This is a genomic window from Sporocytophaga myxococcoides (genome assembly GCF_000775915.1).
Lineage (GTDB): Bacteria > Bacteroidota > Bacteroidia > Cytophagales > Cytophagaceae > Sporocytophaga > Sporocytophaga myxococcoides_A.
Map to the genome: position 1 here is coordinate 578,367 of NZ_BBLT01000004.1, position 15,964 is coordinate 594,330.

General features: G+C 34.9%; 11 protein-coding genes. 4 read left to right on the top strand and 7 right to left on the bottom strand.

Translation table 11 applies throughout. The annotated features are described in order from the left end of the window. Positions 1–41: 41 nt before the first annotated feature. The 4 genes from MYP_RS12585 to MYP_RS12600 form a co-directional block, all read right to left on the bottom strand. Entirely contained in the window at positions 42–392 is a 351-nt protein-coding gene (locus MYP_RS12585; protein ID WP_156140553.1) for a hypothetical protein, read from the bottom strand. 200 nt (positions 393–592) lie between these two features. Further along, a complete protein-coding gene (locus MYP_RS25040; protein ID WP_052430153.1) occupies positions 593–2,572 on the bottom strand; it encodes a GAF domain-containing protein in 1,980 nt (659 codons plus the stop codon). Positions 2,573–2,988: 416 nt separating this feature from the next. Beyond that, positions 2,989–3,819, bottom strand: coding sequence for a hypothetical protein (locus MYP_RS12595; RefSeq protein WP_045463766.1), 831 nt, complete (start codon positions 3,817–3,819; stop codon positions 2,989–2,991). Positions 3,820–3,930: 111 nt separating this feature from the next. Further along, on the bottom strand, positions 3,931–4,494 hold the full coding sequence (locus MYP_RS12600) for a hypothetical protein (RefSeq protein ID WP_045463769.1): 564 nt from the start codon (positions 4,492–4,494) through the stop codon (positions 3,931–3,933). 581 nt (positions 4,495–5,075) lie between these two features. Here MYP_RS12600 and MYP_RS12610 point away from each other — a divergent pair. From MYP_RS12610 to MYP_RS12625, 4 genes are all read left to right on the top strand, one after another. Beyond that, a complete protein-coding gene (locus MYP_RS12610; protein ID WP_052430154.1) occupies positions 5,076–9,206 on the top strand; it encodes a chemotaxis protein CheB in 4,131 nt (1,376 codons plus the stop codon). Continuing rightward, complete coding sequence (locus MYP_RS12615; RefSeq protein ID WP_045463773.1) at positions 9,196–10,713, top strand: GAF domain-containing protein; 1,518 nt, start codon at positions 9,196–9,198, stop codon at positions 10,711–10,713. The genes MYP_RS12610 and MYP_RS12615 overlap by 11 nt, the downstream gene beginning before the upstream one ends. Positions 10,714–10,745: 32 nt before the next feature. Further along, positions 10,746–11,327, top strand: a complete 582-nt coding sequence (locus MYP_RS12620; RefSeq protein ID WP_045463776.1) for a biliverdin-producing heme oxygenase — start codon at positions 10,746–10,748, stop codon at positions 11,325–11,327. A 102-nt stretch (positions 11,328–11,429) separates the two neighbouring features. After that, positions 11,430–11,813 (top strand): response regulator, encoded by a 384-nt coding sequence (locus tag MYP_RS12625; RefSeq protein ID WP_045463779.1) that lies wholly within the window; start codon positions 11,430–11,432, stop codon positions 11,811–11,813. Between the two features lie 44 nt (positions 11,814–11,857). On the opposite strand, the gene MYP_RS12630 is transcribed toward MYP_RS12625, so the two are convergent. From MYP_RS12630 to MYP_RS12640, 3 genes are all read right to left on the bottom strand, one after another. Further along, complete coding sequence (locus MYP_RS12630) at positions 11,858–13,777, bottom strand: OmpA family protein (protein WP_052430155.1); 1,920 nt, start codon at positions 13,775–13,777, stop codon at positions 11,858–11,860. Positions 13,778–13,831: 54 nt separating this feature from the next. Continuing rightward, the gene (locus tag MYP_RS12635; protein WP_081990505.1) at positions 13,832–14,908 is read right to left on the bottom strand and encodes a PorP/SprF family type IX secretion system membrane protein; all 1,077 of its coding nucleotides are present in this window, start codon (positions 14,906–14,908) and stop codon (positions 13,832–13,834) included. 2 nt (positions 14,909–14,910) lie between these two features. Continuing rightward, positions 14,911–15,964 (bottom strand): gliding motility-associated C-terminal domain-containing protein (locus MYP_RS12640; RefSeq protein ID WP_045463788.1); only part of this gene is annotated, 1,054 nt, incomplete at its 5' end.

Below are 15,964 nucleotides of genomic sequence, written 5' to 3' on the forward strand. Positions count from 1 at the left end.
TTATTTTTAATTAATTAACTCAGATATTAAATTAAAACAACTTAAGATTTTATTTTATTGGGGGAAAATCGCTTACGCTGCAATTGCTTTAGCCTTCTGAACTTTACCACCATATATACTTCCTGGTTTAAATATCCTTCAAAAACCTGAAGAATAGACTCGGTAATCTTTTTCTTATTTGAGTGATACAATTTCAAAGAAGCATCTGAAACAAAACCAACTCTTGTCTTATAGCAAAATGGCTTAAGAAAGGACGGCAGACCTGAAATCAGGTAAACTAATTCTTCTGAGGACAGGCCTTTAATCATCTCCTGAAAAAAGATTTTGAGAATATCTTCTGATAATTTCATGTCTAAAGTAACTGAAAGCCTGATCGCCAAATCACGCAACATAGTACTAGAAACTCCTTTATACTTGATAAGCATAAATCTGCAGCATTTAATTTAATTATTTTAAGAATAAAAAACTCCATTCTATGAAGAGCTGGATACGTCCTGGGCTAAATTACTAGATAACTCATATCCTAAAAATGATAAAAGGAGCTCAAAAAAATGATTTTTATCATTTTTGAGCTCCTTGAGTTATTTCAAAATTAGAAATCTGAGTTTATTAAAGCTAATCCCAATGTCCTCGCTTGACTATTATATAACTCTACTCCAATTCTATCACTTGTAATGTGATATCTGGCGCCTATATATTTAATGATCAACCCGTTACTATCCAATACTGGTACAATAGTGGCATCTACCCAGTAATGACTACCATCTTTTGCTTTGTTTTTGATAATTCCTCTGAAAACCTTTCCTGCCTTTATCGTTTCCCAGAACAACTTAAAAAGCTCCTTAGGCATATCCGGATGCCTGAATATATTATGTGCCTTACCTATCAGTTCTTCTTTAGAATATTTTGACACCTCACAAAGCTTTACATTTGCCATTAGGATGTTTCCATATTGATCAGATTCAGACATAATTGTAGTGAGACCAAATACATTTTCCCGAACCTGAAGTTCGGCTTTCATTGCTTCAAGCTGAATCATGCTCTTTCTCATTTCTTCCTGAGAGCTTGCCAGCTCCTCCATACTCTGTCTAAGCTCTTCTTCCTGAGCTTTAAGATGTGCTGCCTGGATTTGTGATTCTCCAAGCAAAGTCCTCGATTCTGCAGTTTTATAAGCAATTGGTATTATATCACTGACAGACTTTACAAACTCAAGGTGCAGGGTTTTCCACTTTTTTACATTAAGATGATTTTCACACCTGATAATTCCGGCTAGCTTTTCATTTATAAAAAAGGGTACCTCCAATAATGATTTGGTTATGGAAAACTCAGCATGTCTTTTATGGAAATCTGTAATTGCATTCGTTTCATGAGTATTATCTATCACTATAGATTGACCCTTTTCCAATAATTTCAGGTATATTGGAAATTCGTTTACAGAAAGTTCCTGTCCGGATACATATTCCATTTTACTATGCATAAATAAGTTTTCCAGATGAATCTTACCTGTTCTTTCATCATAACTCCAAATTGAAGCCTGATTGATCTGAAGTACATCAACCAAAACAATGGTGATTTCCTTTAAAGAACCTTCGAGGTTTCCATCCTGTATATTTTTGCTTTTGGCAATCATCATCAATTTAGAGAGCATTTCTCTGTTTTTTTCAGCTTCGATGGAAAGCTCCCTTTCTCTTTCTAATATCTCTTCAGTCAACTTCTGATTGCGTACCATCTCTTCCTGTGTGGTGGCCAGCTCCTCCATATTCTGCCTCATTTCTTCCTCCTGAGTGCGCATATGCTCTGCCTGCATTTGAGTTTCACGCAGCAAATTTCTTGTCTGTTCATTGACTTTGACAGATGCAATGGTCGATGCGATACTTTCACTCAATTTTTCAACAAACTCAATCTGGTAAGGTAACATCTTTTTAAATGAAGCAATTTCCACAACACCTAATACCTGATTATTTACAGCAAGCGGAACAATCAATATATTGGTAGGCCGGGCTTCTCCCAAGCCAGAAGTAATTTTTATATAATCTTGTGGTATCTCCGATATATATAAGCTGGCACCTTCTAGCAGGACCTGACCAGAAAGTCCTTCCCCAGGGTTAATTCTCTGGTCAAAAAATTTCTTTCTGTCATAGTCATAACATGATGCTAATCGAAGATGAATATCTTCCGGATCCTCATCATGTATTATAAATAAAGCCCCCTGATTGGCTCCCAGGTATTTAACAAGGATCCTGATGATATTATCTGACAGTTCGGAAAGGTTGTGATTGGATCGCAGAATTTCAACAAACATTGCCAGACCTTCCGTAATCCATTTTATTTCTTTTTCCTGCTGTGCTATCCGCTTCATTTGATCCCGCATGCTTATCAGCGAAAATGCAAGGGTATTTTGAACATTCTGATTAGTATTCTCTTCTCCTTCATACAGAACATCAAGATTACCCTGCTCTATTTCCTTAACAAATTTTGCTGCCGATTGTATGTCAAATTCATTATCAGCATTCCTCTTTAACAGGCTATCCAGAAATTTCTTATTAATCAGAATAAAAGGAAAATTTTTCATAATACATTAAACAATTAGGGTATAAAAAAATCAATCAACTTTATCTATTTGTTAGATTTAATCGGAGTTGCCGATGTTTGTCAGAAAAATTTAAATCCATTCTTTAGAAAAAATAACTTAAGAATTTATTACAATTTGCAGCACAATTATCACATCCTCTTCCAGCTTTACAAGATGAAAAATTAGTAAGCATCACAAATTAATTCAATGATAATTATCACTTTCTAAAAATCGACAAATATCATTACTATAGCTAACCACATAATGATCAACCGTATAAAAAAGATTAACATTTCAACACTTGGATTCTATCTACAAAAGTCAAAATCTACTGCAAAAAATAGCTTTCTGATAACTACAACTTATAACAAAAACATTACAATAAAATTTGCTAAAAAAATAATAACTTTACCTTTTTACTTAACCTGAAAATGGATATGATCGTCATGCCTCACTGCCTGGCAGCCATGAAACCTGATTTTTCCAGATTGAAGATTCAGTCTTTCCTTTAAATGTGGCTCAATAAAAATCTTACTGACATCCTCTTCTTTATCTAATAATTCAACTAAAGATTTTGTACGTTCAGCATCAAACTTAAAATCAGTCTTACTACTTTGAGGAATGATGTATTTTAAAAAACTATATTGCAAATAACCTTTGCTCTTGCAAAACTCAGCGGTTTTTACCTCTCCATTCTGTGGCTCTTCACAAATTCCATATCCGATAAAAGAAGGACTTTCATTGCTTTCTTTACCTGAATGATTGTCTATATACAAAAATGCGAGGTCAAGTTTTCTGCCATCATTATGACTAAGATGAGGTATTAATGGAAATTTATCTATAAAAGGGAAACAAGCATCCAGATAATTTATTTCAGTTCCCGGATATTTCTTATTCATTTCAACAGAAGCATTCAGTATAGCTCTTCTAAGCTTTGGTGTCACATAATTGCGGTTGAACATCCACGTGATTTTATTCAATGGCTTTAAATGATTCGCAGAATATATTGGAAGAGGAACTCTGCCAAATAAGGCTGCTACAGGAGGTACAATAATAAAAGCTGTAATTAAATATAGTACAACAAATGAAGTCAACTTTAATATTGTAAAAGCAACTTTACTTTTAATCCTTGGATCCAGAGATTTAAAAATATAAAGGGTTAATAAATATACTAACCCTCCTATCTGACTGACAACAGTAAGTACACAAAAAATGAGTATTCTGAAAAATAACCTTACTTTATTCATTCCGGAAAAATGGAGATTATTATTTATCAATATAAACTGCAAGCCCAAGAATTAGAACATGAACCAAAGATATAAGCCAAAACACTTTAAGTGAAGGGCTTGCAATTGAGCTTAATTGAGCTTTGATTTTTTCAGAAACAGTAGCCTGAATGTTAAAATCTGAATCATGAAATCGATACCGTCAAGACTTAATTTTTTTAACCCATAGTCCAGTACCTTTTTCTGAATCCTATTGGCATTATCATCCCTTCTGATCTCATCTAATAACCGGGCTTTGGTAACTACTCCGTCAATCCCATTTTTAAAGAAGTCTGGCTGCTTTGAAAAAATGCGCTTAAAACCATTGTCCACCAAAGGTTCTATAAAATCCGCAAGTTTATTTTCCCAGATAAGGCATATTGATGTTTGTAATGCATATTTATTGGCAAGCATAATATAAATAACAATAAGACCTATTGAGACAACAAGCAGCAGGTTACTCCATAAATCTCCTGATGGTGCGGCAGCCAGATAAGTATCGCCCGAAACATTATCCTGCACTGAAGATGTACCTCTGATCACAAAAGCGGTAATGATTCCACTGACAGACAAACATAATCCTATAAAAACCACTTTTATCCAGTTTAAAAAAGACTTTCCTGCGATTGATGTAAAAAGTTTTAGATTTTCATTCATAGTAGTTTTAAAAAGAAGTTAAGTTATAAATTATCAAAAAGTTACATCCAAATACAGATTAAAATCTGAAAAAGAATAATGAACTAAAATAAGAATTTCTGTATTATAAATAAACTTCTATTATGAACGATTGAAAAAGTTAGAACTGAATGAAACAAAAATTTAATGCTTACCTATCCAAAGTCATTTTTAGTTTTATCAAAACATCCTCTACAAATTTATTTCTTTCTGAACATCTGATCTTTAAGCGATCAATCTCCATCCTTTTAATCTCCAATTGAAAAAGCCTCTCTTGCAACTGCATAATCTTACTTTCCAATTCAACCTGTCTTTGATTAATATATTCTAGTCTATTCATAAAAAAATACCATTTAATATTAAACATTAATCCTTGAATAATGTTATTAGAATGCAAATAGTACCATTATCAACATCTTAATTATCTAATTACAAAGGCTTAAGCTAAATACAAAAAGCAAGATCGTCCAGGTACAAACTCTGATATTTAAAAATGTTTTATTTTTTGATCTATATTTGAGTTTCAGACAGTAAAGATCTCACTATTATCTAACAGAAAACCAGTGAAACCGCTCCCGATACATGAAGAACCAAATAGTTTCCCAATTATAGGAATTGGAGCCTCAGCAGGAGGGCTTGAAGCTATTATGGAATTCTTTGATAACCTGAAGCTTGAGGTTAACGCAGCTTTTGTCATTATCCAGCATTTGTCTCCCGACTATAAAAGCATGATGCCTCAGCTTCTTTCAAAGCATACCAAAATGCAGATATTTGAAGCTCAGGAAGATATCATTATTGAACCAGGCTGCATCTATGTAATCACTCCAAGCAGAAATATCACATTAAGCAGCAACAGGTTAAAGCTCCATAAAAAGGTAGCAGGAAAAATTCCTAACATGGCCATTGATATATTTTTCAAGTCTTTGGCTGATGAACGAGGCCCCAATGCAATAGGCGTGGTACTCTCCGGTACTGGCTCTGATGGAACTAAAGGTCTTGAAGAAATCAGAAATGCAGGCGGGTTGGCGGTTGTTCAGGATCCTCTCACAGCCAAGTTTGACGGCATGCCCAGGAATGCCATTGACACAGGCAATGCAGATATGATTCTTGCAGTAAGTCAGATGCCTGATGAAATTATTAGTTTCATTCATGACACACCTGGAAATACTATTCCAGGACGATTGTCTGATGAGGAAGAAGTAATCATTCATGAAATTCTGAATTTAATCCATAAGAGAGGCGGAAACGATTTCACATCATATAAACCATCCACTATTAGCAGAAGAATCGCCAAAAGGATGACTCTGAATAATTTTAAAAAGCTTATTGATTACAAGGACTTCATTCATACGAATAAAGAAGAACTTGATACATTGGCTCAGGACTTTCTTATTGGTGTTACAAAATTTTTTAGAGACAAGGATTCTTTTAATATTCTGGAACATGAAGTTATCCCTTCACTATTTGCTTCAAGTGAGAAAGAGATAAAAATATGGGTAGCAGCCTGCAGTACAGGAGAAGAAGCTTACAGTATTGCTATACTCGCCCAAGAATATATACTAAAACATGGACTAACTCACCAGGTAAAAATATTTGCAACTGATATCAATAAAACTGCGCTGGAAACTGCATCCAAAGGGATGTATCCAACTTCCATTGAAAATGATATTACAGACGCCCGTTTAAAAACATGGTTTGAAAAGTCAGGTGATAATTACAAAATAAATGGTCATTTAAGAAAGATGATCGTTTTCGCACAGCACGATCTTACCAGAAATGCTCCTTATAGCAGAATAGATCTTATTTCCTGCAGAAACCTACTCATATATTTAAATCAGGGATTACAGAAAAATATCTTATCTAAGTTTTATTTCAGCTTAAAGCCAAACAGATATTTATTCCTTGGAACGAGCGAAAATATTGGAGAGTTGAACCAGGAATTTCATGAATTACACAAAAAATTCAAAATTTATCAGAAAACAAGCAACAAAAGAAAACTGCCAACTGAAAGTTATGGGGGACTAGGAGGTTTTACTCTTCACAACCCAACTTCTTTTAAGTTTCCGGAATTTTCTCACAAACCTTTTGCATTTCCTTCAGCTCCTGCACCTAATCTGACAGATCTCTTGCTTACTCATTCAGGGTTTAGTGCGATCTGTATCAATGAAAATTATGAACTAACTCAGGCTTCTGGTGACTATGAAAAGTATATTCATTTTAAGCCAAAACATCTTGAATTAAATATACTGAAAATAGTATCAGAAGAATTGTCCATAGTTCTGGGATCCGCTATTCGCAAGGCGATCAAACGTAACGAAACAATAAAGCTTGACAGAATAACGCTTCAGGAAGAGGGTTCCAAACGGAACATACAAATCATTATCTCCCCTACTACGGAAAAAAAGACTGAGAAAAAAATATACTGGATATTCTTTAAAGAATTACCGGCAACTGAAAAACTGACGAATGAAACTTCGATAGACCTTAGTGAGCAGAAATTCATTACCTCAGAGCGTATTATGGAGCTGGAAGATGAACTGATCGAAACAAGAGAAAATCTCCAAACTGCTGTTGAAGAACTGGAAACATCAAATGAGGAAATGCAGTCTTCAAATGAAGAACTGGTTTCTGCAAATGAAGAATTACAAAGTACTAATGAAGAACTGCAGTCACTGAACGAAGAGTTGCATTCTGTTAATGCAGAATTTCAGATCAAGATAAAGGAATTGATTGAGCTCAATGATGATTTGAATAATTTCTTCAAAAGCTCTGACATTTCTCAGATCTTCATTAACAAAGACCTTGTCATAAGGAAATTTACACCTATATCAGCAAAACAGATCAATCTTATAGAAAGTGATATAGGAAGGCCAATTGCTCATATATCCAACAACATCAATCATCCCAGGCTTATAGAAGATATTCAGTATGTGATCAACTCACAATCCATATTGCAAAAGGAAATTCAATCCTACAACAATATGTGGTATCAGATGAAGATAATGCCCTATATCAAACAGGATCTGACAGTGGATGGGGCTATTATCACTTTTGTTGATATTACATACCTGAAGAGCCTGAACAACCTTATCTCGGGAGTAATCAATAGCTCACTCAGCGGAATCATGGCTCTGGAACCTGTAAAGGATAAGGATGGAAACATTACAGACATGAGCTTTGTTCTTACGAACAGCACATTAGGAAAAATATTCAGAAAAAAAACGGAAGACTTTAATGGTAAACTTCTCAAATCGGAGTTTCCAGAGATCATAATTCCCGAACTTTTTGAAAAACTTGTAATGGCATATGAAACCAACGATTTACTGCATACGGAACAATATAGCGAACGACAACATAAATGGTTTGAACTATCTGCCGTAAAGACAGGAGATAATTTAGTTATTACAATTGGGGATATAACTGAAAAGCGAGAGGCAGAGACCAGGATCAGGGAGGCTTATGAAGAACTTAAAGAAACACAGAAAAACCTTCAGCAGTTGAATGATCACCTGGAAGAAAGAGTAGAGAAAAGAACTAGAGACCTTACCATAAGTCAGGAACGCTATAAAGCACTTTCACTGGCAACAAATGATGCTATTTATGATTGGGAATTCTCTTCCAATACTGTATGGTGGAATGAAGGCTTCAAAAACATGTTCGGCTATGAACATACTGATGAATCCAAAGGTATAGAATCAAGGTTTGAAAAGATACATCCCGAAGACAGGCAAAGAATTATTGAAAGTATACAGAATAGCATAACTAAGGGTAAGATTCAGTGGCAGGAAGAATACAGATTTGAAAAATCAGATGGCAGTTATTCCAACGTACTCGACAGAGCATACATACTCCATTTTGAAGATGGAATGCCATACAGAATAATCGGATCAATAGTTGATCTTACTTCGCTTAAGAAGACTCAGCTTGAACTTGAAAAAACAAACAAAAACCTTGTTAGAATTAATGCTGATCTTGACAATTTTATTTATACAGCTTCACATGATCTGAAAGCGCCTATTCTGAATATTGAAGGGCTTGTTCAAACAATAAAGTTAGAAATATTGCCTAAAAGTGAAGATGATGATTTTACATCACTTTTGGAAATGGTTGATATTTCAATAGCAAAATTCAAAGAGACAATCAGGGATCTTACTGAAATTGCAAAGGTTCAGAAAGATATTATAATAGATCAGGAGTTAATAGACCTGAAGGAAACTATTGAAGAAACGAAATTATCTATATTAGATTCATTTATCAAAAATAATGTTACCCTTGAATCCAATCTTCAGGTTCCTTTTATTCTGTTTTCAAGAAAGAATCTCAGAAGCATCTTTTACAATTTTATCAGCAATGGCATAAAATACAGGCATCCTGACAGAGATCCTCATCTTAAAATTTCCTCTGAAATTGTTGGTGAATTTGTAGCAATATCATTTAGCGATAATGGTCTGGGCATTGAAGAAGACAAACTTGATCAGATGTTTGGCATGTTTAAACGCTTCCATGCTCACGTGGATGGCACCGGAATCGGCTTGTATATCGTTAAGAAAATAGTAGAAAATGCAGGAGGTAAGATAAGTGTAGAAAGCATATTGGATAAAGGAACTACATTTAAAATTTTCCTCAGAACAAATAGCATCCAACAACTGAGTAATGATTTAACAAATTCAAAAAAAACTGTTAATGGAAAATAATCCAAGTAAAAAGAACTATGATTCAGAATTTTGCGGTAATCTGCCACTGAATTTTATTAATACCATACAACCTTATGGTGCTCTTATAGTTCTTGAAAAACTAAGGTGGACAATTATTCAGGTCAGTGAAAACATAAAAGAGCTTTTTGGCAAAGAGGTACAGGAAATACTTAACAACCCTCTTTCATCTTTTCTTTCAAAGGAAGCCTATGAAGCTTTGCTATTAAAAATTAATGATGATAATTTAAAAGAAAGAATTCCATTACATTTCAGTTTTAATAATCATGAATGTTTTGCAATTGCTCATTTTAAAGATGGACAGGTGATCATGGAACTTGAAAGAGTTCCGGTTATTAAGAAGGATTTTTCTTACCTCTATCAGGATGTTAAATTCATTGTGTCAAAGCTCAAAAATGTGGATAGTATAACACAGATCAGTCAAATAGCCTGCGAAGAGATCAAGAGAATATCAGGCTTTGACAAAGTCATGATTTATCAGTTTGATGAATCATGGAATGGACAAGTAATTGCTGAGGCCAAAAATGAAGGTATGGATGCATATTTAGGGCTCAGATTTCCAGCTTCAGATATCCCCAAACAGGCAAGAGAACTATACTTTAATAATCCCTATAGATTTATTCCTAACAGAAGTTACAAGGCTGTAAAACTTAATCCCATTCTCAACCCAAACACATTCAGATACACAAATCTGGGAGATTGCAATTTAAGAGCTGTGGCTCCGGTTCATCTTGAGTATCTTCAAAATATGAAGGTCGAAACGTCTATGTCAACTCCCATAATAAAAAATGATAAGTTATGGGGCTTGATCTCTTGTCATCATAGAATTGCCAGAGAAATACCATATGATTTAAGATCTGCGTTTGAGTTATTGTCTAATATATTATCCACCCAGCTTGTATTAAATGAGAAACAAAATGATCTGCTTGCAAGCTCTCAACTTAGTTCAATTCAGTCCAGACTCTACAGGCAAATGAGTTCAGCTACTCATTTTATCGATGGGCTGCTTGAAAACAACACTTTGCTGGATCTTCTCGATATACAAGGCTCTGTAGTAATTTTCAACGGTAAAATCAGAGAATTGGGTAAAACTCCTGCAACCTCATTTATCAAGGAACTTTCTTATTGGCTGAAGGTAAAAAAGATTGATAAAATTTTTCATTCAGACACTACGCTCCTGGAGCTTGATGCAAACTATAAATACAAAGAGGAGGCTAGCGGAATAATTGTAATTCCGATTTCTGTAAAACGAGGTGAATATATTGTCGGATTTCGTCCGGAAATCATTCAAACCGTTCATTGGGGCGGCAATCCTGATGAGGCCATTCATTTTGAATCTGACCATAAAACATATCATCCCAGAAACTCATTCAGTACATGGAAAGAAACTGTTAAAAATACGTCTAAAGCCTGGACAACACAAACACTAAAGGCTGCAGATGAACTTCAAAAATCGATCACTGATATTCTAAATAGAAACCAGAACTAGTTGAGTAACCCGATTATCATCCTAAATGATTTATGCTTCTTGATAAAATAAAACAGCAAACCGCCGAAAATCATGCTGCAATGGAAAATAGTAATTTAATGAAGCCTGTAATGAATCGGGAGCTTAATCTTGAATCTTACAGAAAGATACTAATTAAATTTTATGGCTTTTTTCAGCCACTTGAAAATTCAATTCATCGCTTTACTGATATCCTTAATTATCTTCCTGATTTGGAAACAAGAAGAAAATCTTCGACAATAAAAGAGGATCTTCAGAGACTTGGCTATAAGAGTGAAATTAACCTTTGTACGGATTTACCGGAAATCACAACTTCATCTCAGGCGATGGGATGTCTTTATGTGATGGAAGGTTCAACGCTTGGCGGAAGAATGATATCCAGAATAATCAAAGAGAGTCTCTTAATTGAGATGGACTCGGGTGTAAGCTTCTTCAGCGGATATGGTGAAGAGACAGGCAAGAAATGGAAATTATTCTGTGAAGCTTTAAAAGAATATAGCTTGGCAGCAAACGACGACAATACAATCATCAATGCTGCAAATGAAACATTTATTAAATTTAAAAACTGGGTAGAATCAGAACCGAATGATCTATAAATGTGTTCTTTTTTATCATAAATTAATAATATTGACTAAATTCAATACTGTTTTATGTTATTTACTTTTTAAACTTGTAAAACAACTAAACTTAATATTGCAATGAAAAAGATTGATAAAATTCTTCTCGTTGATAATGATAGCGTAAATAATTTTTTAAATGCCAGGCTACTTAAAAAGCTTGAAATAGCTAATGAAATAAACGTAGCACTAAATGGGAAAGAAGCTATTAACCATCTGAATAAAAGCACTTCCTGTCCTGAATTGATTCTTCTGGACATCAATATGCCTGTGATGGATGGCTTTGAATTTCTGAATTCCTATAAAATACATACTTCAAGTGACCCTGTAATTGTCGTTCTTACTACTTCATCAAATGAAAATGACATAAGTAAACTTGAAAATCATCCTTCGGTAATGGGATATCTTAACAAGCCTCTGACAGCAGAAAAGATTAATTCGGTTCTGGAGAAACATTTTAGATAATAAATAAAAAAGCTCCCATTAGGAGCTTTTATTTATTCTATTTGTCATTCAATAATCATCAACTCTGTTCTACGATTGAGCTGCTTGTTTTTAGGACTGTCATTGGGCACAATAGGCTTATTAGGCCCATAACCATTACTTATGAGCCTATCAGCCCTTATTCCTTTTTTAATCAGGTATTCAGCAACTGTAGCAGCTCTCTTTTTAGATAACTCCATGTTGTATCCCCGATTGCCATCGCTATCAGAATGCCCTGAAACTTCTAACTTTATATTCGGATGTTTTAATAAAAAGTTATAAACCCTGGTAAGTTCAATTTCAGATTCAGGTCTAAGAGAGGCGTCATTTACATTAAAGAAAATATTCCTAAGCACAATAACAGTACCCTTTTTAAGAGGCTTCAGATAAATATCCTCATCAATTTCCTCGTATCTGTTAAGACCTGAGACATCAAGGTTTTTTGAATAAAAAGAATAATTTTCAGATTCAACTGCAATGTTATAATTACGACCTGTAGGTAAAGCAATAATATATTTACCTGAACTCTTATTTGGCAAAAATTTACCTACAGACTTTTGAGTTGAGTTATCCGATATCTCAATCTTAGCATCAATAGGTTTTAAGGTCAATTCATCAATTACACGTCCTTTCCAGACAATTACAGGAGCAAGAGCTACACTTCTCTCCAGCATATATATATCTTTCTCTCCACTCCCTCCTTCTCTTACAGAAGAAAAATAAGCTCTTGAATTGTCAGCAGACCAGGTGAAGTATACATCATCATCAGCAGTATTGATTGGATATCCGATATTCTCAGGATTAGATAATATCTCTCCGGTTTCAAGATCTATTTCAACGGAAAAAATATCAAAACCTCCCATAGAATTATAACTTCTCGAACTAAAATAAAGTGTTTTTCCATCTGCATGAATAAAAGGCGACAATTCATCGTCAGGAGTGTTTACCTGTGGACCCAGTAATTGAGGAGTGCTATATTCACCATTATCTTGCATTCTGGTCATATAAATATCTGTACCGCCTACACCACCACTTTTATTGCTTGTAAAAAACAAGACTTTATGATCGGAAGACAAGCTTCCGCTCGACTCCCAAAAAGGTGAATTAATATTAGGTCCGAGATTTTTGGGAGACGACCAGCTTTTTCCCTCCAGATTACTGATAAATAAATCACCACCATTAGAAGTTGCTTTGTATATAAGCATTTGCTGGCCATCAGCACTTAGACCAATACACGCATCATGGCTCTCTGTATTAATCTTACTTCCAACACCTTCAGCAGGAGACCAGGTTGTATCTTTCTTTGAATAGTAAATATCTTCATAATAATGGAAATCTTCATGAAGCATCTGACCTGTGCTGTTATCTCTTCGTGATGTAAAATAAAGTATTGATTCATCAGCGGAAATTACAGGATTATAATCCGGAAATTTAGAATTCACTGTAGGACCAAGATTTTGCACTTTAATTTCCAGAGGCATAGCGATAAGCTTTATTCCGTTATGACAATTTCTGATCAGATTATCCAGTTCTTGCACTCTGTTCTTTTCCGATCCTTTCAACTGCTGTTGAAACGCTGTGTAATACGGAATAGCCTGTTCAAAATTATGAGTTAAATGATTTGCCCTGCCTAAATAAAAATCAAGCTCTCGGATAGTACATCCTTTTAACTTAGCATCTTCCAGAAAAACCAATGCTTTTGAATAATTTTTTAATTCGCAATAACACGCTCCCAGGTAATACTTTATTCCAGCATGATCTTTATCTATACTTTCCGCAATAGTAAAGTTTTCCATTGCACCTTTATAGTCTCCATCTGTAAAAAACGACACGCCATACTCATAATGCTTTTTAGCTTTTTTGTTAGCAGGAACCTGTCCATAGCATACGAGAGCAGAAATAAATATAAATGTGAAGATTAAGATATACTGTTTAATGAATTCCATTTTTAAATATAACAACTATTAAACTTTATACAATCAATAAAAGATTATGAACAACTACCAGACATAACTTGGTTTACAACCTGTTGTAGGTTTATTTACCATTCTGTATGAAAGTACAATTTCATGAGTTCCCCTGCTAAACTGACGAATTCGGCTGGTCGTCATGTCATAAGAATACCCTATATCCAACATATTTCGGTAAGAAAATCCAAATAAAACAATGACAGCATCTTTTGCTCTCATAGAAGCACCTGCCCAAATAAGGTCTTTGTAATTAAATTTAGCTGTAAGGTCAACTGAAGGCGGAGCTCCATGATTATATCTGACAATTGCAGAAGGCACCACGGCCAATTCTTCAGACAGATTTACCCTATATCCTCCCATCAGAAAATAATGAGGGGACAGGTTACCGGTTCCAGTGACTGCATAAGCAGTAGTATTCTGAAACTTTAACTTACTATTAAACATTTGATCCATGGAAATACCAATGTAGTATTTTGGTGCATACACCATTAAGCCCACCATAGCATCTGGTGCGATACTTGTAAGATTACCTGATCTTCCAATAGCAGGATCATTATCCTGCACCAGTGTTATTTTATCAATATCAATTCTATATTGTTTGATACCCAAAAAAGTTCCCAAGGACATATAAGTTTCACGGGCAAGAGGAATATGATAAGCATATGAACCATAGACACCTAATGTACTAAAAGGTCCAATTCTATCATGCATGATTTGTCCGCCAAATCCATGATGACCTTTTAGCTTAAATGACGCAGGAGCAGTAGGATATTTTCTACCAGTATACCCCAACGCTTTATCCACTGCATTTAATGGTTTCTTAAATCCTCTGTTTCTTCTTCTGTTTACTACATCAAGATCCTCTCTGTTAATTAACTTTTTACCTTTCTGCCCCTGAATAGTAAGATAATAAGTCTGAGGAGCACCTTCAAGCCCAACCCATTGATTTCTGTATCCTACTTTTGCTTCAATAAAATTATCTGCTCCAGCTATAGCAGGGTTAATCAGATAGCTGTTCCAGATATATTGAGAGAATTGAGGTATCTGTTGACCAAAAAGATCAATACTGACAATTATCAAAACCATTAATATTAATATTCTTTTCATAATTATCTGATTATACTTACTGAGCCCGCGATTGATTCAGATCCATCTTTTAGATCTAAAATATAGAAATATGTTCCTACCGCCATCTCTACACCTTTTACTCTTCCATCCCAAGATTTGATATCTCTATCCCATTTAATAATTACACTACCATATCTGTTATATATTTCAAGAGATGCCTCAGGATAATCTTCAATATTGTCAATTACCCATTCATCATTAAATCCATCACCGTTAGGCGTAAATGTATTCTTTATAGAAAGAGGCCTTCTTCCAATTATTGATACTATTACCGTATCTGTAGCCTTACATCCAAATTCATTGGTTGCCTCTACAAAATATGAAGTTGTCTCTAAAGGACTCGCAATCGGATTAGAGATAAACAGATTGCTTAAGCTCTTATCTGCCATCCAGACATAATTTGTACCACCTGTAGCCTGCAGCTGAACCTTTCTGCCTTCAACTATTGCAGTATCCTTTCCTGCATTTAGATCTGGTGAAGGATTAACTGTAATTGTAATGATATTTGTAAAGACAATTCCGCATGAATTGGAAACCTGAACCCTGTACTGACGAGTTGTAGTCAGTTTTTCCTCAGCATAAGGAAAATCATTGTTTGTTGCCGTTACCCAAGAAGTATAAGGAGCTTCTGCATATTGCCATGCTATATTACCTCCCTTGATTCCGGTAATGATTGGAGGCTTAATTTTTCCACCAGCGCAAATCGAAGTATCTCCTGAAAGTACTCCTGGAGTCAATATTTCAGGTTCTCCTATCGTTGCTGATACTGTCGAGGTACAGCCATTAGCATCTGTCACCATATATGAGTAAGTGCCTGCAGCAAGACCTGTAATTTTCCCTGTGCCAATATATGGCGAAGTTCCACCAATTGCTGCGATTGTTACTGTTCCATTTGAAACTCCATTGCACAATGCATCAGTATGAGTTTCGCTGGCCCTTAAAATAGCGGGTTGACCGATTAACACAGTAACTGTTGAAGTACAACTATTAGCATCGGTTACTATATAAGAGTAAGTACCTGCTGCAAGACCTGTG